16 protein-coding genes and 1 pseudogene are annotated in these 23,681 nt (G+C 60.3%); 8 read left to right on the top strand and 9 right to left on the bottom strand.

The genetic code is table 11. The annotated features are described in order from the left end of the window. Positions 1 to 834 precede the first annotated feature (834 nt). Both AWC27_RS04730 and AWC27_RS33425 read right to left on the bottom strand, forming a co-directional pair. Entirely contained in the window at positions 835 to 2,937 is a 2,103-nt protein-coding gene (locus AWC27_RS04730; protein WP_139836774.1) for a KAP family P-loop NTPase fold protein, read from the bottom strand. A gap of 34 nt (positions 2,938 to 2,971) precedes the next feature. Continuing rightward, a pseudogene (locus AWC27_RS33425) lies at positions 2,972 to 3,136 on the bottom strand (tyrosine-type recombinase/integrase); the annotation flags it as partial. 120 nt (positions 3,137 to 3,256) lie between these two features. Here AWC27_RS33425 and AWC27_RS04720 point away from each other — a divergent pair. Beyond that, positions 3,257 to 3,727 (top strand): hypothetical protein, encoded by a 471-nt coding sequence (locus AWC27_RS04720; protein WP_085669431.1) that lies wholly within the window; start codon positions 3,257 to 3,259, stop codon positions 3,725 to 3,727. 20 nt (positions 3,728 to 3,747) lie between these two features. Here AWC27_RS04720 and AWC27_RS04715 read toward each other — a convergent pair whose 3' ends face one another. The 3 genes from AWC27_RS04715 to AWC27_RS33110 form a co-directional block, all read right to left on the bottom strand. Beyond that, a complete protein-coding gene (locus AWC27_RS04715; protein WP_085669430.1) occupies positions 3,748 to 4,086 on the bottom strand; it encodes a helix-turn-helix domain-containing protein in 339 nt (112 codons plus the stop codon). A 318-nt stretch (positions 4,087 to 4,404) separates the two neighbouring features. Then, complete coding sequence (locus AWC27_RS04710) at positions 4,405 to 4,932, bottom strand: ImmA/IrrE family metallo-endopeptidase (protein ID WP_085669429.1); 528 nt, start codon at positions 4,930 to 4,932, stop codon at positions 4,405 to 4,407. Beyond that, a complete protein-coding gene (locus tag AWC27_RS33110) occupies positions 4,929 to 5,336 on the bottom strand; it encodes a helix-turn-helix domain-containing protein (protein WP_085669428.1) in 408 nt (135 codons plus the stop codon). The genes AWC27_RS04710 and AWC27_RS33110 overlap by 4 nt, the downstream gene beginning before the upstream one ends. 162 nt (positions 5,337 to 5,498) lie before the next feature. Here AWC27_RS33110 and AWC27_RS04700 point away from each other — a divergent pair, with 162 nt between their 5' ends. Beyond that, positions 5,499 to 7,988, top strand: coding sequence for an MBL fold metallo-hydrolase (locus AWC27_RS04700; protein ID WP_169726718.1), 2,490 nt, complete (start codon positions 5,499 to 5,501; stop codon positions 7,986 to 7,988). 119 nt (positions 7,989 to 8,107) lie between these two features. Continuing rightward, the gene (locus AWC27_RS29910; RefSeq protein ID WP_211281557.1) at positions 8,108 to 10,258 is read left to right on the top strand and encodes a DISARM anti-phage system protein DrmE domain-containing protein; all 2,151 of its coding nucleotides are present in this window, start codon (positions 8,108 to 8,110) and stop codon (positions 10,256 to 10,258) included. A 249-nt stretch (positions 10,259 to 10,507) separates the two neighbouring features. Here AWC27_RS29910 and AWC27_RS30810 read toward each other — a convergent pair whose 3' ends face one another. Then, on the bottom strand, positions 10,508 to 10,954 hold the full coding sequence (locus AWC27_RS30810) for a hypothetical protein (RefSeq protein WP_211281556.1): 447 nt from the start codon (positions 10,952 to 10,954) through the stop codon (positions 10,508 to 10,510). Positions 10,955 to 11,119: 165 nt separating this feature from the next. On the opposite strand from AWC27_RS30810, the gene AWC27_RS04690 reads away from it, so the two are divergent. Both AWC27_RS04690 and AWC27_RS29905 read left to right on the top strand, forming a co-directional pair. Next, positions 11,120 to 14,119: a C-terminal helicase domain-containing protein gene (locus tag AWC27_RS04690; RefSeq protein WP_211281555.1), complete on the top strand. Its 3,000-nt coding sequence runs from the start codon at positions 11,120 to 11,122 to the stop codon at positions 14,117 to 14,119. 1,018 nt (positions 14,120 to 15,137) lie between these two features. Then, on the top strand, positions 15,138 to 15,968 hold the full coding sequence (locus AWC27_RS29905) for a Zn-binding domain-containing protein (protein ID WP_139836772.1): 831 nt from the start codon (positions 15,138 to 15,140) through the stop codon (positions 15,966 to 15,968). On the opposite strand, the gene AWC27_RS29900 is transcribed toward AWC27_RS29905, so the two are convergent. Together AWC27_RS29900 and mobF are read right to left on the bottom strand one after the other, a co-directional pair. After that, positions 15,945 to 17,321: a class I SAM-dependent methyltransferase gene (locus AWC27_RS29900; RefSeq protein ID WP_139836771.1), complete on the bottom strand. Its 1,377-nt coding sequence runs from the start codon at positions 17,319 to 17,321 to the stop codon at positions 15,945 to 15,947. The two genes, AWC27_RS29905 and AWC27_RS29900, sit on opposite strands and share 24 nt — an antisense overlap. Positions 17,322 to 17,473: 152 nt before the next feature. Next, positions 17,474 to 20,281 (bottom strand): MobF family relaxase, encoded by a 2,808-nt coding sequence (mobF, locus tag AWC27_RS04675; RefSeq protein WP_085669422.1) that lies wholly within the window; start codon positions 20,279 to 20,281, stop codon positions 17,474 to 17,476. Positions 20,282 to 20,783: 502 nt separating this feature from the next. Here mobF and AWC27_RS04670 point away from each other — a divergent pair. Genes AWC27_RS04670 through AWC27_RS32595 form a run of 3 tightly spaced genes read left to right on the top strand, consistent with a single transcriptional unit; the run spans position 20,784 to position 22,301 of the window. After that, complete coding sequence (locus AWC27_RS04670) at positions 20,784 to 20,969, top strand: helix-turn-helix domain-containing protein (protein ID WP_085669421.1); 186 nt, start codon at positions 20,784 to 20,786, stop codon at positions 20,967 to 20,969. Further along, positions 20,966 to 22,093 (top strand): Arm DNA-binding domain-containing protein, encoded by a 1,128-nt coding sequence (locus AWC27_RS04665; RefSeq protein WP_276075827.1) that lies wholly within the window; start codon positions 20,966 to 20,968, stop codon positions 22,091 to 22,093. The genes AWC27_RS04670 and AWC27_RS04665 overlap by 4 nt, the downstream gene beginning before the upstream one ends. Further along, positions 21,984 to 22,301, top strand: a complete 318-nt coding sequence (locus AWC27_RS32595; RefSeq protein WP_342744500.1) for a tyrosine-type recombinase/integrase — start codon at positions 21,984 to 21,986, stop codon at positions 22,299 to 22,301. Before AWC27_RS04665 ends, AWC27_RS32595 begins: the two co-directional genes overlap by 110 nt. Positions 22,302 to 22,333: 32 nt before the next feature. Here the strand turns inward: AWC27_RS32595 and AWC27_RS04660 are convergent, their stop codons facing one another. After that, on the bottom strand, positions 22,334 to 23,614 hold the full coding sequence (locus AWC27_RS04660; protein WP_085669420.1) for an ISL3 family transposase: 1,281 nt from the start codon (positions 23,612 to 23,614) through the stop codon (positions 22,334 to 22,336). Between the last annotated feature and the right edge of the window lie 67 nt (positions 23,615 to 23,681).

Raw genomic sequence — 23,681 nt, 5'->3', positions numbered from 1 at the left:
CGACGGAACATAGAAGCCCAGGGTGTCGCCGCGGTAGATCAGTTACTCCTATGAGGTAAACACCTGCCGGTATGAGAGGTACACCTTCTGGCCACGCTTGCGACTATCAAGCGCGCTGGCCTGCTGCGCTGGACCGCGCGGGCTGGGCTCGAACCGTCGACCAACGGACTAAGAGCCGCTAGGTCTAGCTCTATAGCAAACTCTGCTGGGTCCGAAATTTCGCTGGCAGCGGCTGCTATCCCCTGGTTTTCCAGAACTTTTGATCACAATTCGGGCCTAGCAGCGGGTGCTAGCGCATCGCGGCAAACCAGGACAACAGCGAAAGCATTACGACAAACGACCGACGCGGTGTGTCTTGCCCGGCCGCGATGACGGCTCTCGCTACCATCGAGGAGGCGGAGACAGGTGCTTCGCAAACTGCTGACGCCAGGTGCGTTGGCAGGGCCTCTGAGATAGCCACCCGGCAAGATGGTTATCCCCAAATTGGGACAGCGCAACGACAAAGGAACCAGCCACGCTCGCGACTCCGCCGGGAAGTCGGGAGTAGGGGTGAAGGGTTTCTATGTTGGTCGCTCATTACTATCTCGTTGTTCTCCTCATAAGCATGGCCGGTCTGGGCGCTCGGCTCGGTGCTTGGTTTCTTTGGCTCGTCTACTGCTTCCTGGTCACGCACTTCAAACCGGATGAGGCGCACAGGATCATCGCGTCATCCGGTCGCTGGTTTCCTTTCAAGGCCTGGCGCTCACCGCGGAACAGGGGAAGCCCGTGAGCCGGCGTTGCTTAGCGAGGACTCGGTACGGTGACTACTTCGTGCGGGCGCGCTTGCCGCAGCACTTACGACGGCGTTCCTGCTATGGACTTCACGGCTGCGCGCGCCAAGAAGGCCCGGTTTTCGGATGAGGTGTCCAATTTCTCGATCGACAGAACTGGCGGCGCAACGGGCAGGCGTCCAGCCAGTTCGATGACCGCTTCAGGCTTGAAGACGCGTTCTAGAGTGTCAGAGTTGAAGACAAGCTCGTCCGACGTTCCGTCACTACCTCGCCATCGGTTCACAGTCACCATCGCCTGGGCGACTCGATCCAATTGATCAGGCTCACCACTACTTATCAAAGTGTCACCAAGCTCGTGGAAGTTCTTGTCGGTACTCAACCTCGATATGACAGATACGATTGAGTTGAAATCCAGATTTGAATCAAGTACAGAATCTAGGTCATTCATAAGGCGATCGCGATAAATTCCCGAAAATCCTTCCAACGCACGGGCCATCCGGTCATCCGAGTGGCGGCTCTCTGCGGCCATCATCCGACCTACAAGCATTAGTACATGATATTCGGAGAGGCCGCTAGCGAAGATGCTCTCTGCAGTCAATTCGCCGGAGATTAGCGACTCGAGTGTTTCCGTCGCAACCCATCTCCATAGAACACGCTCACCCGAATCGAATGAAGGCACCTCCTCCGGAAGCGCCTTTATTCGATCGAATAGAAATACTACCAAACTGAGGCTAGCGCCTACCCATACATCAGCTCGAAGCTTTTGTCCTTTTTCGTACCCCAGCGCCGCTAATTGATCATTTTCGCCATCGAGAATCTCGCTGTAGCGCAGCACACCAGGATCTGTCGCATTGTCTACAACGATATTGGTAATAGCCGACTTAATAAGTTGGTCTTGAATATCGTTCTCGGGAATGCCGAATAAGAAATACCGATGAAAATAGTCGTCGTCGGATAAAGAGCGGGGGTGAGCTCTCGCGTACAGCATGTCCGATCTGATGCCCGGAAACAGTCCTGCCAATACGCGCTTGACGACGATGACGTCATCGTCAAGATCGACCGCGTCCCGAATGCGCCTAATCCATTCTCCGTCACTGATATCTGACGAAGTGTAGCCAACCAACTCTTTTCCGGACTGCAGGGCGCTCTTCCACGCTTGGATACGATCGTAAATGCCATGGTAGAAAACACGAAGAAAGCTAAGCGCTACGAAATCGACTACATCAATTTCTTCAAAATCCAACATGCCGCCGAAGGACAAGAGCTGTTCTCCGAAACGATTTTGAGCTCTGGGCGTCACAAATGCAGGCGCGAGCACGCCGATAAACTCCGAAAAGCGTTCAGCTTGCGAATCTTTTAACCGGATGTTGTGCAGTGTTATGAATTTGACAATCGCTTCCGATAACAACCGGCGCTGGATTACGGGGGCAATGGGCGGTACTTCGAAGGGGTATTGGACAATCTTCTCCATGAATACTGAAGACCGTCTGCCCAGGGCGCGGGTCTCTAAGAGTTTTTCGACTGTTGCGTGATCATAAGCGATTAGATAATGGACATTGGGGAATCTCCCCAAGAGCCGGACAACTTTCAAGAGGGCGAGTAGTTCGTCGGCATCGAGTCGGTCAATATCGTCAGCTACCAGCAATACTCGGGAACCGAGAGATTCCAGTGTCTTGGATACGTCCTCAAACTGCTTATGCCACGGTGTATTAGTCAAATCTAAAAGACTCTTGGCGGCGCCAGATACGCCAGATCCGACTACCGGGATTGCACCAAGCAGAGGCGAAAATGCCGCGGCGTACTTTTTGAGGGAATCCTTAGCGTTACGAGCCTTTTCGTCGTTTCCTTCGAGAAGCGACGCCAGGGCCGAAAGAAATTCCAATTGCAGGCCAGTTGCATTATCGGAAGCCCATGGCGAAAAGTTCGCGATCTTCCAGTTATCAGTCAGATTGTCTAGTATGAATTTGATTAACGAAGTTTTCCCACTACCCCACGGGCCCACCAGGCCGAAAACGGTGCTTTTCTGACCCGGGGTACAAGCATTGATACGATCTGCCACCATATCTGCGAATCGTTTGCGGTCAAGACGGTCCTCTAACTGCGAGTCGAGTGCGTCATCTGTCCAGAGAGGGATTGGTGACGGGTCAGTGCTCTCGGCGTCAGTCACAGGACGTCATGGTCACACAACCGAGTCCCTTTTGCTACGCCGAACCCCGCTTCCGCCGCTCGAGGCCGACAACGTTGTCGCGATGGTTAGCAACCGGGCGGTCAAACTTCGGCGGTGCTGTGTCGTCCTCTCTGACGTAGTCCGCGTAGGTGGTCAGCGTCAGTACGAAACTGGAATGCCCCAGCCACTTGGATACCTGCCGCCGAGTGGCGATAACGCCGTGACAAGTCGCAGAACCTTCGGAGTGCCGCCGACCCGGGGCGATCCTGGTGGGCGTTTGCATCCGTTGATAGCGGCTTCGTCCGTACGATCTGCTTGTGTGAGCAAGGGGGCGAAAAGGGCTAAAGCGGCGCCGCGCAGTGCGTCACCTCGCGACCCGCACCTCGTGGTGTTCTTCAAGAGGCATCCCGATGACGACCCAGGGGAGACCGCTCCCGGATACGAATTCATCTCAGGCTGCCCGACCAAGGTCGAGGCGACTATGTACGCGGTTCTTCAGGCAGTGGCTGCCGCACCTCCCATGCGTTTCGCAGGTGGCGGCCACTGGGAAGCGATGCACGGGAGCATGACAGGCTGGTTTGAGGTACGCGTGGACGGGTCCAAGCCTCGCATGCATTATCGGCTTTTCTGCCGGCTCGACTACAACGCCGAAGGCGCAGACCGTCCGTTGCTTGTTGTGATTGCAGGCATGAGCAAGCCCATTCGAACGGTATTCAGCGAGAGCGACTACTCAGACATCCGCGATCTTGGAAATGAATATTTTGCCCGCAACCCCCGGTCGCACCTCTAGCTACGAGGCGACCGGGGAGGTTATGCAGAGGCGCGCATCGGCTCGGTAATGCGCTTGCGCTCCTCTTTAGACATCGGCTGCAACGTCACCTTCATACCAAGAGCGGCGGCGACCTCTGCAACAGTGGCCAGAGTCGGGTTGACAGCTTGGGCTGATAAAAGTCGCCGCACCACGCTCGGTTCCGACCCTATGGCCCGAGCTAACCCAGCTTTAGTCAAGCCCGACGCCTCTCGTAGCTCGTCGAGCTGGTTGATCACGGCGTCAATCGCGGCGATCCGTGCCGTTTCGACTGCGTGGTGTCGCGCAAACTCCGGGTCACGGAGCCTATCCGCCAACAGGGCGTCAAGTGAAGTAGCCATGATCCTCTCCCTCCATTTGCACTTCCACAGCTCCTACCTCCGTGGCATACATGTTACGGCCAAGACGCGCACACATCAACCACCGAAATAGCAGCGATGTTATGTCCGTCTGATCTCAAAAGCGCAGTTCAACGCGGGTTTTGACACCTCACGGCACCCGCGCTGTCGCACTGATTTGAGGCAGTTTCACTGAGTGTTGTTCCCTAATCTTGCGCTCACGGACCGCCCGTAGCGGGTCGATTCCTCTTCGAGCACAGCCAGCGCGTCCTATTCTCGGCAAGAGGGCGCCACCGCGCTCGCCCCCGAGAGGCCCTGGACTCAGGAGGGCGTCAGCAGGCCGAGACTGGCTAGCCGATATTCCATAGCTTGACGTGAAACTTCAAATCGATTCGCCAGTTTCGAGACGATTGCCGCGTCAGCTAGCGGTCTACCTGCGAGGAGCGACTTCAGCGCACGTTCGAGGAAATCGCGAGGCATCAAGAGTTCAGCCGCGAACTGGTTCGCTTCAGCTTCTTCTTGACTCGTGGTTGTGGCGCTCGTCGTATCTCTGAAGTTAACGTGCATCTGGCGCTCCAAGATTAGGCTGTGCCCTTTGTGAAATTGCATGTGCCCAAGCTCATGAGCGATTGTGAAACGTTGCCTCACCTTTGCGTTGGCGCTGTTCACGCCAATGACAGGAGCGGCATTGGCGGAGCGGTAGAGCAGACCGGATATGTCCACTGAATCAAACGGCTGATAGCTAACAACCGCACCGGCCATACGTGCAAGGTCCTCGACGGGCACCGCAGGTTCTGTCACGCCTGCCTCTTCAAGCATCCCTTGCGCGACGCGCGATATCTCGTTCACTGGATCGCGCGATCCACCGAGAGTTCGGGACTTTCGCTGGAGTCAGGCTCCTGGTATATCACTCTGCTAGCCCAAGACCGCAGAGCGTCATCACGGACGTGCCGATCTAAGACTGCTTGGCCAGCATCCCCGCGACTGAAATCGATTTCTCCGAACATTCCGCTAATCGACACGCCAAGCGCTTGGGCAAGCAGCGGCAATATGGACAACGGCGGGTTCTGGTTACCACGTTCGAGGTTCGTCATGCTCGTGCGACCGAGATTCACCCGCTCAGCAAGTTCCGCCTGAGTCATTCCTCTTCTCTCGCGAAGGCGTCGCACAATAGCGCCGAAGTCGACTAGGAAGTCGTCAGTCACAACTCTAATAGTGGCGGACAGAAGACGGGATGTCAATGACACTGACATCTGGCTTGGTAACTTGGTCTATTACGTCACCACTATTGACACCGCGCTGCACGCGTGGTTACCGTGGCTGACATTCGCTGTGTTATAGGACACAGCCGGCTTCAGTCGCTTAGGAGGCAATCGTCCATGCCGAGAGCGCGGCGCCAGCTAGCAGAACGACGGGTGCTGCAAGCAACGGTGGCCGCGCTGAGAGACCTCAAACGTTCGCGGGCAGACCAGCCGGGTAACCGCGCCACGTGGCTGCAGCCCGCCTGGCCAGTCGCATTCGTCATCGATACTCATCGCGAACGTCTAGTGGAGTTGCTCGTAGGAGACGCAGAAATTCGAACGGCTGTCAGGGCGAAGCTATCTTCATCCGTCGACGACGAGGTTCTTGACTGTTCCTCTCCGGACGAGCTTGAACAAGCGCTGCGTCGCACCCCGGATCCCCAAGGCTTTTTCGAGGCCGTGGCTACACATAACGACGCTGTGGTGGCTCGCTCTGCGGTCCCATTCCTACTTGGCGCGAGGGAGATTCCGGAGCGTAGCGCCAGTAATGTATCCGGCTCGGCTCCGGAGCCGAGCTTGCCGAAGAAGGATAAATCAACTCGAACATCTAGCTCAGCCGCCTCGCCAGAAGAGTTAGAAAATTTGAGGAAAATACGGCGCAGTCTTGAGAAGGCTGCCCGCACTGCAGAGGAGGACGCAAAGAGACTGCGGGTTCAGCTCGCCCAGGCCCACAAAGAATTGAGTGAGGCTCAGAACGAGATCGCCAGGGTCCGTGGCGAATTGCCGTCTCGGAAAGAACGGCGTGCCCTCGCGAACGCATCACAGCTACAAGCCGAACTCGAGCGGACGAAGCGGGCATTGAAGCGGGCGACCAATGATCGTGATACGGAATTCCACAGCCTCCGAGGGGAACTGGCTCAGTTGCGCGCCGAGCTATCCCGTACCAGTGCTGAATTGGAAGCTGAGCAGCGCGGCCGACGGAGGCTGACAGACGAACAGGTCGACTCAACAGAACGCGCTCGCCGACTCCTGCAGCTGGTTAAGCGGGAAATCGTCGGTCTTGAAAAGCGCTGCGATGCTGAGCGAATGGGACCGGGGCGCACTCGACTTAAAAAAGCGTTGGATAACCAACGCCGCCTTGCTGACCTGCTTCGAGAAATCTACGGCCTCGACGAGACCGCGGAGGTGCGGAGTATCACCTCCACAACGACAGCAGAGCCGGCACGGGCTGATGTCGACGTGCTAGCCGAGCGCCGGGGGATTCGGGTGACTCCGCTTGGCGGCAACGACCACATTGGAGGCAGCGCTGTACTGATTGAAGCGGGCAGCATGCGCCTACTTGTTGACGCGGGGCTGCGTCCGAACGCTCACCTGAGCCGCCCTGGCCCAAAGGGAATTGACGCAGTGACAAGCGGCGAGCTCGATGCAGTTATCGTCACGCACGCCCACGCAGATCACGCTGGGTTTGTGCCGTGGGTCGTTGAACGACAACGACGAGCGAAGGTGATCTGCACCCCCGAAACTGCGGCACTACTTCCGACAGTATGGGCGGATTCCGTTCAGGTGATGCGCGCGGAAGCCGATGCGATGCGTGTACCCGGCGACGACCATGCGGAGCCGCCATATGGCGACGCAGAAGTGATGCAGGCTGAGGAGCGACTTGAGAAACTCGCCTACGGTCGGACACTCAAGATCCGCGATGTCGAAATCACACTGTTCCCCGCCGGCCACGTGCTCGGCGCCGCGGGAGTTGTAATCCGTTCTGGCGGAAGGTGTGTCGTAGTCACTGGTGACATCGACGACCGTGCGCAGGAATCCGTTGGCCCAGCCAAAATTCCACCCAAGCTGGCGAAAGATGCTGACTTGCTTGTGGTTGAGACGACTTACTGCGATAGCCGTCATAAAGACAGGTCCAGCGAATCATCCCACCTAGTGATTGCAGCTCAAGACATCGTAGCGGCCGGAGGCAGGGTGTTGATTCCCGCCTTTGGGCTGGGACGAGCTCAGGAAATCGCCCTGCTGCTCGGTAAGGGGTTGCCGGATGTCCCCGTCCGCATAGACGGACTTGCGCGCAATATCTCGGAGATATACGAGCGCAATGGCGCGCCCGAGATCTTCACCGGCCATGTAGCCAGGGTAGAAAACCGCCTCCGGGAGATACTGGGTTTTCATAATGGCATCGTCATTACGACGAGCGGCATGCTTACCGGCGGAGCCGCAGTTCCCTGGGCTAGAGCAATCCTTCAAGAGCCTGAGAGTGGGCTATTCCTATGCGGACATCAGGATGAAGAAGCGCCGGGTAGGCAACTGGAGCTTCTTCTCGATGCGGACCCCGATTCACCACGCGAGATCCACCTTCGCGACCCGAATACCCAGCAGCTCCTGACGATCCCGGTTCAGGCAAAGGTAGATCGGTACAACCTAAGTGCACATGCCGACCTCGACGGCCTCCTCAAAATAATTGACGAGGCGAATCCGAAGGCGATCATGTTGGTACACGGCGAGCCCCGCCCTCAACGGCGCTTTCGCGCTCAGCTAGAGGCGGCGAAGAGGGTTGTTGTCGACAACCGTGAGACTTGGGACAGCGAAAGTCCTACAACTGACACCCGTAGCGCTCGGTGGCGACATCCTTCGCGTTACAGCGGTCGAGCGGGCTTACGCTAATGGCGTCGACGAGTCTCACCCAGTGGTTGCGGGCGCTTTCCCGGCGAGATGCGCTCCTGCGGTCTTGGATTTCGGGTTCGCCACCGAGAACTTCGCTGTGCGAAACCGAGGCCCTTGCATTGGTTGCACTTGCAAGCAAACAGCAAAAGAACATTACACTCGGACATCCCGGCGGATCTGCAACCCTTCCGCTTCTGACAGCAGTCCATGCAGCGGCGCTGCAACTTGATGGATACCCTTCGCCTTTCCAGCCCGTGCGAAATGGTCCGGTCGTGTACCTAACACGACAAGCGATTCGGCTGAAGCAGATAGTTAATCTTGATGCCGCAGAGGCGCCAGTTAGCCCTGCACTCAAGGCAGTTCGTTTGCGCGCAGACGGTTTAGTGGTGCCCATGTCGGGCGGCCGTGCGCGGGCGTTCGAGCTTCGAAACAAGCTTGTCATTTCGAAGGAGTTGCCGGCTGCGGCTGGTATGTCGCTGGCCGCTGTGATCATCGACGGTGCTGACGAGGACGATGCCTTTGTCGAGAACGCGGTGGCATGGGGCAAGGATTCGGGCGCGCCGGTAATTTTATTTGAAGACTCGGCGCGTCGACGCTGGCCCGCGCGGACGATGACATACTCGTGCGGGTGGGCGGAATTCGCTCGCCATGCCGAAGCCGAGTCCGACCTCTATCGGATTGCTACACGTCGCGGACACGCGGCTGTACTAGATGTCGGAGACCAACCAGGTCTCGCGAAATCTGCGTTATTGCTTGCGGATGCACGCGGGCGCGGACGTTCGCTGCCGCCAGTACTTATCGAAGCCGCGACGATCTGGAGACGCCTAGATGAGCTTGTGACACCGCTCCGCGATTACGATGCCGCGTGCCCGCGGTGGCGTACTCCGACGCTAAGTGAGCGCATCGAAGATCTGATGCAGCGCCGCGCGTCCGACTTCCCACCCGGATGGCGGTCATGGGCTGAGACATGTTGGGCGGGAATCAAAGAAGGGATAGTCGGCACGTGCGAGAACTTCTCGGACTCAAGCCCGAAGGCATCTCTCCTCGCAGAGCTTGTACATACTGAGCTCTCGGCGGGACGCAAGATTGATATAGCTCTTCCCAGTCGAACAGCTCGAGATGCAACTCTCAGGTACCTCGCGAAGGTCGGAGTACTGATCCCCGTCGATGGCTCCCTTGAGATTCGGCGCCTCGTTGACTCGGATGCGTGTTGGCGGAGCACGCCCACGCTGTTGGCCTCTCCCCCGGGCTATGCCTTGCGGCACCGGCTGACCGGATGCGACATCGGTCCTATCAACGTCCTGTGCTACAAACACGAGATCCATGCGCTCCGTCGGGCCCTCGACCGGAACCTTGACGAGCTTCTTCGACCGTACGGCGCAATCGAAGACCTTGCACCCAAAGGCTTATCATTGGAGATTGATCGGCCTGATTCGGTGCCCCAGATCGTGCTTGAATCGGTGCCAATACGCAACAACCCTAAGGGTTCACGGCGACTCCTTCTCGATTTCGCTTCGTCGGCGGACGCGAAAATTATCGATGCGCTCCAAATTTCGCAAGAATTGCCCGATCTTCCGGATGATGATGGGTCTGTCGAGCAGCCGGGTACCGCGTTCCGCGATAGGTTAACGGCGTTCGTGCCGCTTGAGGTCGTCTCCGATCGAGACGGTGAGGCGCGAGTGTTCAATGTGCCTGTCCACCATCGTATTCTGCGCATCGCGGCCGGCAGCGCGTCACGAATATCCGTGCTCGATGTCCAACCGGGCATGCTCGTCGCAGATCTGGTAGAGCCCACAACGTTCGACCGTTTGCGTACCTTGCTGATGGAGTCACGTGGGGCTGTTCCCAGGATGTTTCTGGCGGCTTGGGAGCAGGCCCTTACGAACGCATTAGACCGTTGCGGATCCAGCAACGCACTTGCAGAGGAGCTCTCGAGGCAAGGATCAACAATCGGCCGAGCAGCGGTCGGAGAGTGGACTGACGTAGATCGCATCGGACCGCAGGACTCGGCTGATGTTGGCCGAGTCGGTCGAATTGCTGGGCACCCCATTGTTGATCAAAACGCGGCCGCAATTGCCGAAACTATGCACCAGTTGCGACTACTGCACCAGCGGGTCGGCCGCACAGTTATCGCGTCAATCGGTGGCGACGAAGAAGATCTGGACGACATTGAATCTCTGCTCGGGCCGGACGCTGTAGCGATTGTCAATGAAACGGTCGTCTACCGAGTCGCTGGCGTCGGCAAGATAGTTGGTCGGGATGTTTCGTAGCAACCCCAGAAGTTCGAACGGATCCTCGACGTGAGCGAACCTGGAGGTGAGCCTATGCGGAACTTGCGAGTCGACCGCAACGCAGACCAAGTACGACTTTCCGAACACTTGATTGACACAACCCGAAATCGGCTCGCTGGCCGAGACCGGCAGGGGCGCAGACTTGTCGACGTTCGGCCTCGTGAACGAGTAGTGCTCGGTGTGTTGTCCCCTCAACTGCCTCCTGCCGCGCCGCCGGCGCCCTCTGCGTCAGATGTTCCTAGTGAACCTGGAGTACCAATTGACCATCTCCCGGCGAGTGAGATTGGTCTTACGGCACTCGTCGCTCCAACCGACAGGAGCCTCACTCTGCAGGTGCGAACACGATTCGCCCTCTACTTGCAGCACGCGCCAACGCATTCTGAGCAGGCCAGACATTCCGGACTTGAGGACGTTGATCCGCTCCCTCCGGTCGACGAGCGCGCCGACGGCGATGACGTCGCAGATGTTGACGACGCGGGCGATGGCCTCCCGGCCGCCGCCCAACTTCCGGCTCCGCCCGGTGACGAAGAATTGGCCAACTTGCCGCCGGAAGCCGCGGCAGCCGTGCAGGCCGCCGTCCAAGGGGCCCATGACGACATGCGCGGACGGCAAAGAGGCGCGCCTAGCGATTATTTGCGGCCGGTCTACCAGCGGTACGACGTGGAAGTTAGCCACGATCTGATCATTCCGATTCCCGATGATCCGAGGCCGCTCACGAGAGGAGAACAGGCTGCCTACGCGAGCGCAATTTCCTTGGCTGTTCAAACTCAGCATCCGTCGAGCACGGGCGAGTATTCCGGAAGCCTCCTGATACCTCTCAGAGGGAGCTCGGCGGTTCGCGTGCCCCGCACAGTTGTCGAAGATGGCGAACAGGTCTATGAAACTTTCCTGCGTGAGCATGCGCAGCATGATTGGACCGCGCCCGTACCAATAGTTGCGTTCCGTGCAACAGTTCAACGAGTACCTGACGGTCCAGTTCGGCTGGCCCTGACACTCGTCAACTGCTCTCCAACACCGGTGCGCGACCGCGGCTATCTTCCCGAAATGTCGGTTTATGACGCATCTTTTAGTGCTGATGTGAGTGGCGGAATGGTCGTACCGACTGAATACCGTTTGGTCGAAAGGGATTACAAAACTGATCCGAGAGTCTACGCACACGGCAGGTTCTGCTGCCTCGACGAGGAGACGTTTGCCCGCAACGGCGCCTTAGCAACGACAACCATGCCGGTTTTTCGCCAGCTTGTCTACGAGTCCAAACCAGAGCTGGAACCCGCGTTTCGCGACCTTGCCGATGATCCCCTGCCGGTTTTAGAGCGCATCCAGCGACGTATGCGCGAATACCTGCGCGCATGGAATGAGTACCTGGCAGATGCCGCCCTGGACGAACTATCACAAGCCGCATGCGAGGCTGATCGCGCCGCCTTCGCAGATGAGCTTCGGCGATTCAGCCGCGGTATTGACTTACTGCGACGGGACCTCGAAGGCCCTCGGCTCGGACTCGGAGTTGCGTTCATGCGCGCGAATGAAGCCTTTGCGTTAATGAACACCGAAGGGGGCCTGGATTCGCCTGGGCATCCCACTGCGTCATCATGGCGTCTCTTCCAAATCGTATACGTGGTTGCGAATCTCGCGGCCCTGGCAGCACGCGAGGCACCAGCAGAACAACAGCTAGCGTGGGCAGAGTCCCGTCACGCGGACGATAATCGGGCCACATACGATGACATGGACGAGCTCGCAATTGCCGACGTCCTGTGGTTTCCGACCGGCGGCGGAAAGAGTGCCGCCTTGTATGGAATCGTCGCCGTCGGAATGTTTTTCGATCGACTGCGTGGCAAACACTCGGGCGTTACGGCGATGATCCGGTTCCCTCTTCGGATGCTTTCAGTGCAGCAGCTAGAAAGAGTGTTGCGACTAGTGGCGGCATGCGAGCAGGTCCGCACGAACCACGGTGACCCAGGCAGCGAATTCCGATTGGGCTACTGGGTTGGCCGCGGAAACACGCCAAACAAGCTGACCGACCCTAACGATGAACGCTGGCATGACATCCAGTGGATGGCCGAGCAAGGCGAGCAGTGGAGACGGACCAAAGTGGTCATACCCGCATGTCCGTTCTGCGGTGAGTCACAGGTTGTCTTGGATCCCGACCCCGATCGAGTGGTACTCGCGCACCGGTGCGGAAATTGCCATCGGGTGCTGCCAGTCGACGTCAGCGACGATGAGATCTACCGCCGGCTGCCTGCAGTGGTCGTCGCAACGGTAGACAAGATCGCTTCGCTGAGCTTCACTGCGCACGCGAGCCATCTCACGCATGGTCCCGCGTTCCGCTGCCCGGATCATGGGTATGTCACGTATCCGCAGGGCGCCAGCGGAAGGTGTCTAGCACGCGATCATTGTGGGCTTCCATCGGACTCGTGGGAACCGGTATTTATCCAAGATCCTGCGCCAGCCCTGGTCATTCAAGACGAGCTGCACCTCCTGGGTGAGGAGCTTGGCACATTTGCCGCTCATTATGAGACTCTTTGGCAGCACCTCTGTGTTGCTGGCAGCGGCCTACCAAGCAAGGTACTCGCAGCAACCGCCACGATCAGTGATTACGAAAACCAAGTCATACAACTGTATGCGCTGCAGCCGCGTCGATTTCCAACCGACGGATGGCGAGACGGCGACAGCTTCTATGCTGGCAGGCACGACCATCTGGTGCGGCGAATCTTCGTCGGGGCGTTGCCGACACAAATGGACGTTGTCGATTTCAGTCTTACCGCCGGCGACGCAGTCCGCGAAGAGCTGGCCAGCCTATCCAGACATGAGCCTGCTGACGTTTGTCGCATGCTCGGTTTGACGGTTACGACGCCAAATGAGTTGCCAGAGTTGTTATTTCGATATGAGCTTCAAGGCTACTACTGCAACCGAAAGACTCACGCCGACCGGGTAAACGCACACGCCGAGACGGCAGGCACACGCTCGGATCCGGGGTTTCGTTCCGTGAGGCTCAATGGACAAACTCCGCTAGCTGAGATCAGCGAAGTGATCCGCCGAGTCGAGCGGGAAACGCTCGAGATACCTGCAGAGGAGAGACTCGCCGTCATCGCCGGCACCAGTCTCATCAGCCACGGCGTGGACCTCGCCCGACTCAACCTCTTGTTCATTCTTGGTATGCCGAGCACCATCGCGTACTACGTGCAAGCAACGAGCCGCGCAGGGCGCAGCGATGTCGGCATCGTCTTTACGGGCCTCGCAAGGCATTTCGTTCGTGATCGCAGCGTATTTCACTTCTTTGACACCCAGCATCGGTATGTCAATGTTCTCGTCGAACCGGTGGCGCTCAATCGCTTCAGCAACCATGGTCCACGGAAGACGGCGAGTGGGGTGGTCGCGGCACTACTCACGCAGCAGTGGGGCCGCGACGCCACCGTCTTATCACTGGGAAATATGACTGCTCCTTCTGATCTGACACGCGCCAATACTGTTCGGCGGCTCATCGAGAGGCTGAGGGCTGTTGCAGGAACGGATCCGACCGCGGACCCGGTCACCCTGCTGCGGGCGCAGGCTCGAAGCTCCTACGGGGTGGACGCAAGCGTGCTGGACCGAAACATGTCGGTGCGCTTCGCGGAGACAGTGGACCAACAGATCGCTGGCTTGGTAGCGAGCATCGAAGCCGCTCATGAGACGCTACTAAGTAGATCGCTCAGGCCACGGCCTCCAACAAGTCTGCGGGATGTCGACGCGAGCGCCGACTTCGGCGCTGCTGGATATCCGGCGCGACGGCGTTTTGAATTTCTCGGCGGCAGAGAATACGACAACGACGAAGAAGATTTCGCGATCGCGAACGAGGAGCAATAATATGGAGCGCTCACGCGTAACAGTGGAGTTCTCCCATTTGCCTGGCCAAGTGTTCGAGCACGAAGCTAACGGGGTGTATTGCACGACCACTCGAATAAACGGGGCCACCCCCAGCGAATTGCGGATGGCCACCGTCCTCGAGGCGCTTGAAAATGTCCTCGAATTATGGAGTGCCGCGGGTGGATTGCACGTCGGATTCCCCAATCCCGTTACTGACCACGATGACCAATTTCGGCTTGTTGTACCACGAAGCGTCGACTTCGATGTATGGCCGGCGATGTTCTTTTGTAGTAATCCACGGTGCGGTCACATCATCTCAGCACGCCGGGTCGATGAGCTGCCGCCCAGACGACGTTGCCGTCAATGTCGCAACGGTTCGTACGGGCAGCTGCCGTATTTTCAGGTCCACTCCTGCGGATTGAGGCGCGAGCTCACACTGCCGCACTGTCCCGAGCACGCCAACAGCGCAATAGGTTTCGAGGACTCGGGATCTTTCTACACGGCGCGATTCCGATGCTTGAGATGTCGCCGTCCTCTAGGAGTGGAGTTCCGACAATGCCAGTGCCGGCTGGGTTGGCGCGAGGCTCGAAACAATGCAGATCGAGTCCTCACGCCAGTCACGGCTCGAGATTCACGGGCATTCTTCGGACATCACCTCACACTGGTTTCAGTCGGCGGCACACGATTGACCGATGCCTTGCGTGCTCCACGGGGGGTTCACTACGCTCTCGGACACTACGCCGGAACAGTCAATTCGCTTGACCGGCTTGAGGACGAGGCTCGGGGTCGGCGCGCCTCAGCCAACGATGCCGGCATACAGGCTCTACATGAACTGCAACGACAACATCCAGATCTTCCCGCCGATCTCCTTGCAACGCTTACCAGTGAACTCAATAGTCAGCGTGGCGATGAACCCGAGTTGGAGCGCACTGCGCAGGTACTTGAAGCACAGACTCTGGATGCGGCCCGGCTAGACAGGCGCGTCATGGAGCGTGCGTTCTTACACGCGGAATGCGCTGTGGACGATCTAACGACTATCGCTGCCAGCATGCGCGATGACGGTCATGTCGACCTAGCAAGGCGTCTCGAGCGAGGCTTGGCCGCAGCTTCGCAAGCTGGGATCGCTGACATGAAAGTTGTCAGAGACTTCCCAGTTGCGTTGGTGGGATACGGTTTTACCCGCGAATATCCAACTCCACAACTAGCCCGTCTCGCACCGTTACCGCACGCAGATGACGATCGGCTACCACTTGTGGCCGTCGAGGCGCGCACAGAAGGCATCTTGTTTGAGCTTGATGCAACAACGCTATGGACCTGGTGTGCCCGAAACCGATGGTGTGCAGCGCCACCCGCGGAAGTCGACCAAGTGGCTGCACGGGCCTGGCTGCTGAATCAAACTTACGCTCAAGAGGAGTCGGAGGTCGCCGCCGCCATCCGTCGAGTCACCCATGCCTATTGTCATTTGCTGATCCATGCCCTGGCGAATCATTCCTCCTACTCATCGAATTCCGTAGCTGAGTACTTGCTTGAGCGCCAGGCCAGCGCACTCATCTACGTTGCGAAGTACACAAGCTTCAATCTCGGCGGTCTAGCCACGCTGGCGGAGCAACACCTCCAGCGCTGGATCGACTCGGCCACTCAGAGCGCATGGACGTGCGTTCACGACCCCGTCTGCCTGGCCGAACGCGGCGGCTGCCACAAATGCCTTGCAGTTGCGTTCGGATGCGAGCGCTTTAACAAAGGCTTGGACCGTGGCTATTTGGTTGGCGGCGGCCCGCAAGACATCCGCGAAGGTTATTTATACACGGCGCAACAGTCGGTAGCCTTATCTGCCCTTGCGGAGGAATAGCACCACCTCTCGACCGCCAAGGCTTCTTACCGGGACACGCGAGCGCTGTTGCACAGCAACACGCTTACGACGAAGAATCCACAGAGCTTCAATGCTCAGTCCGGCGCGCTGCGCCAAGGCCGCCAGCATCAGATCCGTCGGTACGGCGACACCGAAATACGTCTGGGTGGAGATCACGCATGCCACGGGTGCGCCCGGGCGCGTCACGCGCGCAATCTCATTTAGAACGATCCGCATGTCGTCGAAGTACCCGACAAGCATTCGCATGGTACGGCCGGCCCCAGGCGGGTTACGCCGGGCAGCCTCGCCCACTGCCCGCAGAACCTCTACGACCGCTGGCTCGATGAAGGCAGGGGATACGGGCGCGGGCGACTCTAGATGTGAGCGAAGAAGTGATTTACGCAAGGCTCTAAGTTCAGCGGCCGTATCGACGAAACCGCCCACTGCTAACTCAAGTTGATAGACCGCCGTGTAGTCATACCGATTCGGATACGGGGGGCTGAACACGACACATCCGACGGAGTTGTCATCTAGCGGCAGATCACGGGCGTCTGCTCGGTGAACGATTGCTGCAGCATCCCCGCTTGGCAGCTTCGGAAGGTCATCGGCGATGGCCCGTGCGGCGGCCCGAAACTGGTGAACCACATCCATCCGTGAGAAAAACAGGTCTTTCCGGCCAGGTCGGGTCGTCCTACCCTCACGCCTTGGCGAGCGATGCCGAAGACTTGTACCGTCCTTCACCGACGTACTGACCGTTTCCACCACAGAGAGCAGTGCGAGGTGGGCTAAGTCCGCCTCTAGCGAGTTGCCCCGTGGTGGAAGCGTTGAACGAAGAGCAGCTAGTGTGTCCGCCACCTCGGCCGAAATCGCCCACGCCGCAGCGGGTGCTGGGAAGTCCTGTCGTCGTGCGCCGCGCCCTCTTCTCGCTGCGGCCCCGATCGTTTCGGCACAGATCCTATCCAGCCGATCAGCATCTGCAAACCGCGCGGAAAGCATGGTCTGCGCCGCCCACTGGGGGTAGTCCAAAAGTTCGACGCCGATGGAGGGAATATCGCGCTCGACCGCAACGTAGAGAGACGTTCCGGAACCGGCGAAGGGGTCAAGAAGCGGGCCGTCAACTCTTCCCCAGTGATCCAACACCTCTCGTACAAGCGCTGGAGAGAACGCCTCCTTGTATGCCAGCCAACGAAGCCCAGCCTCATCCCTACGTCGCGGACCCGCGAGTACGCCAAGATCTAGGCGATGGTGCGTCACTGCCGCTAAGAGCTCAGTAATCGAGTCGAGACGTCCTTCATCAGTGCTCGCAGCATCAAGGTCGCTGCGCCACTTTTCGAGAATTGTGCGACGCTCCACCATGCAGAGTCTGCCAGCGATGAAGGACAAGGAAGCCGAAGTCGCAACTCGACACGACAAAAAATGCAACTCTCCTGGCCGCGCACAGAACCAACAGTCTGCTCGATGGGCGACGGTGACCGACAAGCCCTTGGGCTTGCCCGGCGAGGCCTTTAGAGTTCGAGTCCGTAGTCGCGGTCCATGCCGCACTCGGCGGATCGTCCGATGTCGGCGGCAAGGCGTTGGCAGCGCTCATAGACCGCGCGTTGGGCCACAGTGTGTTCGCGCCAAACCCGGTGGCGTGCGGCGCGACGGGCGTCGTGGTGATCGAGCAGGCGGCCGACGACGTCGGGGAGGAACGCACGATCGGTGTGCGCGGCTTCGGCGTGCATGGTGCGTGGGCGCTCGTCGTTGGCGGCGATCGTCCGGAAGTATTGTGCGGCGGCGTATTTGCTGCCTCGGCGCAACTGATGGACCTCGCCATGATCTATTAGGTGTCCATGTTCGTGGTCGGCTTCGCCGGCCTTACAGGTGTAGATGTAGGCGTGGTTGGTGTCGCGGCCGCGGCTCATGGCCACATAGGCCATGGCCCGACTGGCCGATTCGCCGATGACGGCGTGCGCGGTGTGGGCGGTGACGCCTTGTGCGGCGTGCACAGTGACGGCGTAACCCAGGGTGACGTGCTCACGCAGATAGTCACTGTCAAACAATCCTCGGGCTTTGTCGGTAAGCCGTTCGGCGGCAATCCGGTTGGTCCTCTCGTCGATGACCACCACGCGCCAGCGGTTGCCATTGCGCACCTGCTCAGCCTCGCGGTCAGCGCCGGGCGCGGCGTCTACTCGAATGCGCGGGTCGTTGTGCCGACTGATGATCAGATCGCCGACGCGGATCGTCTGGCCGCGAGCCGCCTGCGCGGTGGGGCCCTCGACAGTGAGCGTGTCGTGCAAACGCATGTTCAGCGCGTCGGCCATTTCCCAGGTGTCGCACACGAGTAGGGCGTCCTTTCCGGCCATGCGGTCGGCCAGGTAGGCGTCGTGGGCGTCGGCGGCCATGGTGACCGCATCGCCGGTGTGCAGGCGATCGTTGGTGCGGTACCAGCCGATGGCTTTGCGTAGGCGGTTGCCTCGCCCAGACCGCAGCGCGAGCGAGGCGTCGCGTTCAGCGGCGTCGCGCATCCGCCACACCTCGGACCGGCGCTGCGACCATGGCAAGTCTTCGCAGAGGTGCTCGAACATGCCGCCGCGGGCTTTGACCGGGGTCAGCTGGTAGGCGTCACCGACCAAGACCAGCTTGGCCCCCGCCGCGGTGGTGGCCTCCAGTAGGCGGCGCAGCTCGGGGGTTCCGACCATGGCGGCTTCGTCGACGACGAGCACGGTGCGCCGGTTCAGCGTTAGTTGGCTGTTGTCGAGAAGGTGTAGCGCCTTGGCGACGGTGAACCCGCGGTCGCCCGCGTCGTCGCGCATCGCCTCATCCACCGCTTTACCAGTCGGCGCGAGCACCAGCACTTCTTTGGCGCTGCGCGCCGCGGCAGCGCGCAGCGCGCGCAGCGAGTGCGTTTTGCCCGCGCCGGCCGGCGCTTGTAGCGGCTGCACTAGATACGGCGAGTGCGCGATGGCGGCGATGGCTCGCGTCTGATCCGCCGACAGGCCGGCCCAATCCTCGGGGCGCACATCCAGGCGCGCGCGGGTATCGAGCGCGTCGACCAGCTCGAAGACGCGCTCTTCCTCGGCGATCACCGCGTCCACGGTGAACATCTCGTGGCCCTCGCGGTGATGCGCGTCGCGCGCGGCGCTGATGCGCACCCCGACCCGCTCGACGATCTGCTCGATCAGCGCACGCGGATCCCCCGGCGCGTGCACCGGCACCAGCGCGCCCACCCACTGCACCAGATCCGCGCGGGTGCACGCCGCCTTATCGATCCCGGCGACCAGGCCCGCCAACCGGGCGCGGTCGGTCAACACCCGCGGCGCGGCGCGCCGCGCCGCCTGCGCCTCGATGTGCGCGGCGCGGTCCAGCGCCAGACCGCGCGCATCAGCGCGCCACTCGGCTTGCAGTTGCGCCCAGGAGGTGAACTCGGGCTTGGCCGGCCGGGTGGCTTTCTGCGCCGCCGCCAGCTGCTGCGCGCTCGGCGCCCCGTCCACCATGACCAAGTTGTGCTGCGCCCACTCGCGCAACTGCGACGAGCGCTGCGACCACGCCTTCACGCACTGGGTGGTGATGCCCGCGATCTCGGCCATCCCGGTGTGCGAGTCCACCGGAAGCCATTCCACGCCGCGTTCGGCGTGCAGTTCGTGACGCAGCGTCGCTTGATAGATGATGCCGGCGGCTTTGGCTTCGTGATACAGCGACTTGGAATCAATCGACACCACGACCCCGTCGGCGCGGGCCTGGCGGTTGGGCACGATCACATGCGTGTGCAGGTGCGGGTCCCCGCAGCGCGACGTCTCGTGCTGATACGCGATCGCCACCAACCCCGGCAGCCGTTGCAAATGCTTCATCCCCGTGACCGGGTTGTGCACCCGGGTGTAGCCGGCGTGCCGGTGCAGATAGTTCATCGCGGCGTCGACTGCGCGCCGGTGCGCCTCCGACACCGCCTTGTCGTTGATGCCGGTGGTCAACCCGCGCAGCAACGACACACTCTTAGGCGCGGCGAACGTCAGATCAAACCCGTGCACACTGCCCTTGGACAAGGCGCGTCCGGCCGCACCGTTGGGCGCGATGCCCTCATCAAGCCAACGCTGCACCACCTCAGGAACAGCGCTACCCCCATCGACCGCGCGCCCATCCAACCCGACCAATTCCACAGCCCGCGCCGTGTCACCCGCGACCAACCATGTCGGTGTCCGGGTATCACCCTCGGAGTAGTACTCCCCCAGCCCACCGTTGGCCCGCTGCCGATCCGAACCGGCCCGCGCAGCGTGGCGGGCGGTGTCGTTGTAATAGTTGATGCTCCATCGCGACAGCCGCGAAATCGTCAGCACAAGCGATCACCTCACAACATCGGCGAGCGAATCCAACTGCAGCGGCCGGGATTTGGGGGCGCGCGCAGCGCGGCCCCAAATCAGTATTGCACCCCTTGTGCCAATGTGCCGTGCAGATTTTTGGCGGTCGGTTGTGATTGAGTTGCGGCGATACGGGTGAGCGTAAGTGTAACGGAGGGAATGCTTTTGGGATATTACGAGAAGGGTTAGGTTGTGGACCGCGAGGGAGCTGGGGATAAGCGTGGTCGTGTGCTGGTCCGGGGGCATATCGCGCGGCCGCGGCGACTTGCACCGGACGCGCTGCCCCGCGAACCCACGAAGCCACGCACAAAAGTTCCGCATGAAGCGTCACTGCGGAGACTTACAGTGGTAATGGGAGCTTTGGCGAGACCGAGGCGATCACCGCCCATCAAGGCGCGAAGCCGACTGGGCGACAACCTTACACGGCGCATTCGGCGCGTCCGACAAACCCTTACCCGATAGGACTCTTCGAGGGTGGTGAATGAAATTGGAAGACAACGTGTTTAACAACCTGCCCCTTCTGCTCGCGGTTCCGCGGGCCGCGCAACTGCTGGGAATCAGCCGGGCTGCGGCCTACCGACTGGTGGCCTCCGGAGAGCTGCCGGTCCGTCGGCTCGGCGGCCGCGTCTACGTGGTGACCGCCGGCCTTCGTGAGCTGGCTTCATGAAAGGCTCTGTGTACCAGCGCGGTAAGACGTGGACGTATCGGTTCCTAAGCCCAGACAAGGATCCTGCGACGGGCACGTATCCGACGATCTCTAAAGGCGGGTTTTCAACCGAGAAAGAAGCATGGAAGGCATGCCGCGAGGCGATGCGCGACGCCGATCGCGGCCGCATCGTGAGTCCCTCGACTCGCACAGTTGCTCAGTTCCTCGCCGAGTGGCTCGCAGCCGTAGAGGCATCGCTGGATGCGACGACGTGGCAGAACTGGAACGACTATGCAAACGCGTACGTTGTTCCGCGGATCGGCGAAGAGCGGCTTCAAAAGCTGAACGAACCACAGCTGTTGAAGCTCTACGCAATGCTCCTCGCTGAGGGGCGAGTCAAGCGTGATCGGAATACCGAGATGTTCCGCTACTGGTCCACTTGTGTCGCCAACGGCGAAAACCCAAAGCCTCTCGAGATCTCCGAGGCATGTGGCACGACCATCCACGCGGCGCGGACGGCGCTACGCCGGTACAAATCGGGGATAGTCCCAACCGCGCTCTCCCCTGGACTGGCCCCCAAAACGGTGCGCAACATCCATGCGATGATCCACCGAGCCCTCGTCGATGCCGTCACGTGGAAATACATCGCATACAACCCGGCGAGCAACATCAAGCCGCCCAAGCGGCTTCGCAAGAGACGTACCGTGTGGGACCCCAGCGAGATTCAAAAATTCCTCATGTCGGTGCAGCGCGATCGGTTCGCGGCGCTGTTCCTGCTCGAACTGACCACCGGTATCCGACGGGGCCAGATCTGTGGCCTTAAGTGGTCAGCGGTCGACCTTGATGCTGGCGAAATCACCGTCCACGACAGTCGAGTGGTAGTCCGAGGGCACGCGCGGGACAAAGCCGGAGGCAAAACCCGCAACGCCGACAAGACCATCTCAATCGACCGAACCACCCTCGCCGCGCTACGCAGCTGGCGCGAGCGGCAAAACCGCGAGCGAGAATTGCTCGGCGCCGCCTTTTACGCCGGCGATTACGTGTTCACCTTCGAGGACGGTCGCCCACCGCATCCGGGACACGATCCGACAGCGCTTCGACCGCCTAGGTGCGGCTGCCGGGCTTTCACGAATCACATTCCATGATCTGCGGCACTCGTACGCGACCAGCGCGTTGAAAGCCGGGCTGAGCCCGAAGGTGGTCAGCGAGCGGATCGGACACGCGAACGTTGGGTTCTTTCTCGAGACCTACGCCCACGTCCTTAAGAACGACGATCGAGACGCCGCCGAGCAGGCAGCGTCGTTTCTGATAGGTGCCGGCTGGGATCCGGAATCAGACGATGAGCAGGACTAACAGGCTCTTCGGATCTTGCCGGGGTGCTGCGTTCATCGGACGACGATGGATGTGAGGACCCGCCAGTTGGGCTTGCCGGCGTAGAGCAGTGCTCGAATGCGGTAGTTCTCGAAGTTGGTGAAGCCGTAGCCGATGCGTTTGATGCGTTTGATCAGGTTGTTGAGGGCCTCGGTGGGCCCGTTGCTGACGCGGGCGATGTGGAAGTTGCAGATCTTGTCGAACCAGGCTTTGAGGGTGCGGGCGAGTTTGTTCAGTTCGGGCGGCAGGCCCGGGCGTAGGCAGTGGTCGATCAGTTCGGAAAGCATCGCGCGGGCGGCGTGGATGTCGGTGCAGCGGTAAAACTCGCGCACTCGTTCCTTGACGCGGTAGGCCAGGGCGACTTCGCCGCGGGGATCGCCCAGTTGCAGCAGTGAACTCAGGCGGTGGGTGGCCTTGGCGTCGAGGCGTTCCTCACCGGTGAGCAGCACCCGGCGGACCCGGTAGAGAGGATCGTGACGCCGGCCGCGGTGGCCTTTTTGTTCACGCTGCACGCGTCGTCGGATCTCGTCGAGGGCCCGGTTGGCCAGTTGCACGCAGTGGAAGGGATCGACGACCTGCTGGGCTCGGGGCAGCATCACCGTGTAGACCGCGGCGTAGGTCGCCGACATGTCCAGGGCGCCAAAGCGGATGCGGTGTTTCCACGCCAGGGGTTGTTGGTCGATCCAGCCGGCGACATCGACATAGCTTCGGGTGGGCAGGATCTCGATGATCTGGTGGTTGGCAACATCAGCGACGGTGGTCGCATACGAACGGCCCTGACGGCTGCACAGTTTCACAAACGAGGTCTCGTCCAAGCCGATCGCGGACGTGGCGTTTAGGCGACGCCGGTCGGCAGCCAGCAGTGCCCGACCGTAAGTCATGACCGCGTCGTTGACGGTATGCCAATCGCAGGACAGCTCACCAGCCACATCGGAGACCGCACGACCTGTCCCGACCTGCATCGTGGCCCATTTGGCGCAGCGCGTCGTCAGCAGACAGTTCTTGGCCGCGATGCGGTGATCGGCACTCGTCCAGCTCGGCCCCGCACAGTCGGGTCGCCGACAGATCAAACGGTGCTTGCGCCACGCCAGACGCATCGGCTGACCGTAAACGGGCAGGTCGACATAGCGCACGGTCGGGCGCTCCTTGATCTGGCCGGCGCCCCCACACATCGGGCATAACCGATCGACGACGATCTGCTCGATCACCAGCTCGACATCGGGACCGATACGTCGATAGGCCAGAACGCGGACGTCCTTGAGCCCGACCAGCGCTTCGACGATCTGACTAGACATCCCAGGTTCGTAAGTCGTCAAGCAGCGGCTGTCCTGCGGTGTGCCCAGGCGGTGTGTTCGTTGTAGG

Origin of the sequence: Mycobacterium szulgai (assembly GCF_002116635.1) — a bacterium.
In the GTDB taxonomy this organism is placed as follows: Bacteria; Actinomycetota; Actinomycetes; order Mycobacteriales; family Mycobacteriaceae; genus Mycobacterium; species Mycobacterium szulgai.
The sequence above is the reverse complement of the archived record's forward strand: the minus strand, read 5'-3'. Positions and strand labels throughout refer to the sequence as shown.

What these genes read in the sequence shown, in the direction of transcription:
- AWC27_RS04715 (WP_085669430.1), bottom strand. Translation starts at nt 4,086, where the DNA reads ATGGCTACTTCACTTGACGCCCTGTTGGCGGATAGGCTCCGTGACCCG.
- AWC27_RS33110 (WP_085669428.1), bottom strand. Translation starts at nt 5,336, where the DNA reads ATGTCAGTGTCATTGACATCCCGTCTTCTGTCCGCCACTATTAGAGTT.
- AWC27_RS04670 (WP_085669421.1), top strand. Translation starts at nt 20,784, where the DNA reads ATGAAATTGGAAGACAACGTGTTTAACAACCTGCCCCTTCTGCTCGCG.
- AWC27_RS04665 (WP_276075827.1), top strand. Translation starts at nt 20,966, where the DNA reads ATGAAAGGCTCTGTGTACCAGCGCGGTAAGACGTGGACGTATCGGTTC.
- AWC27_RS04660 (WP_085669420.1), bottom strand. Translation starts at nt 23,614, where the DNA reads ATGTCTAGTCAGATCGTCGAAGCGCTGGTCGGGCTCAAGGACGTCCGC.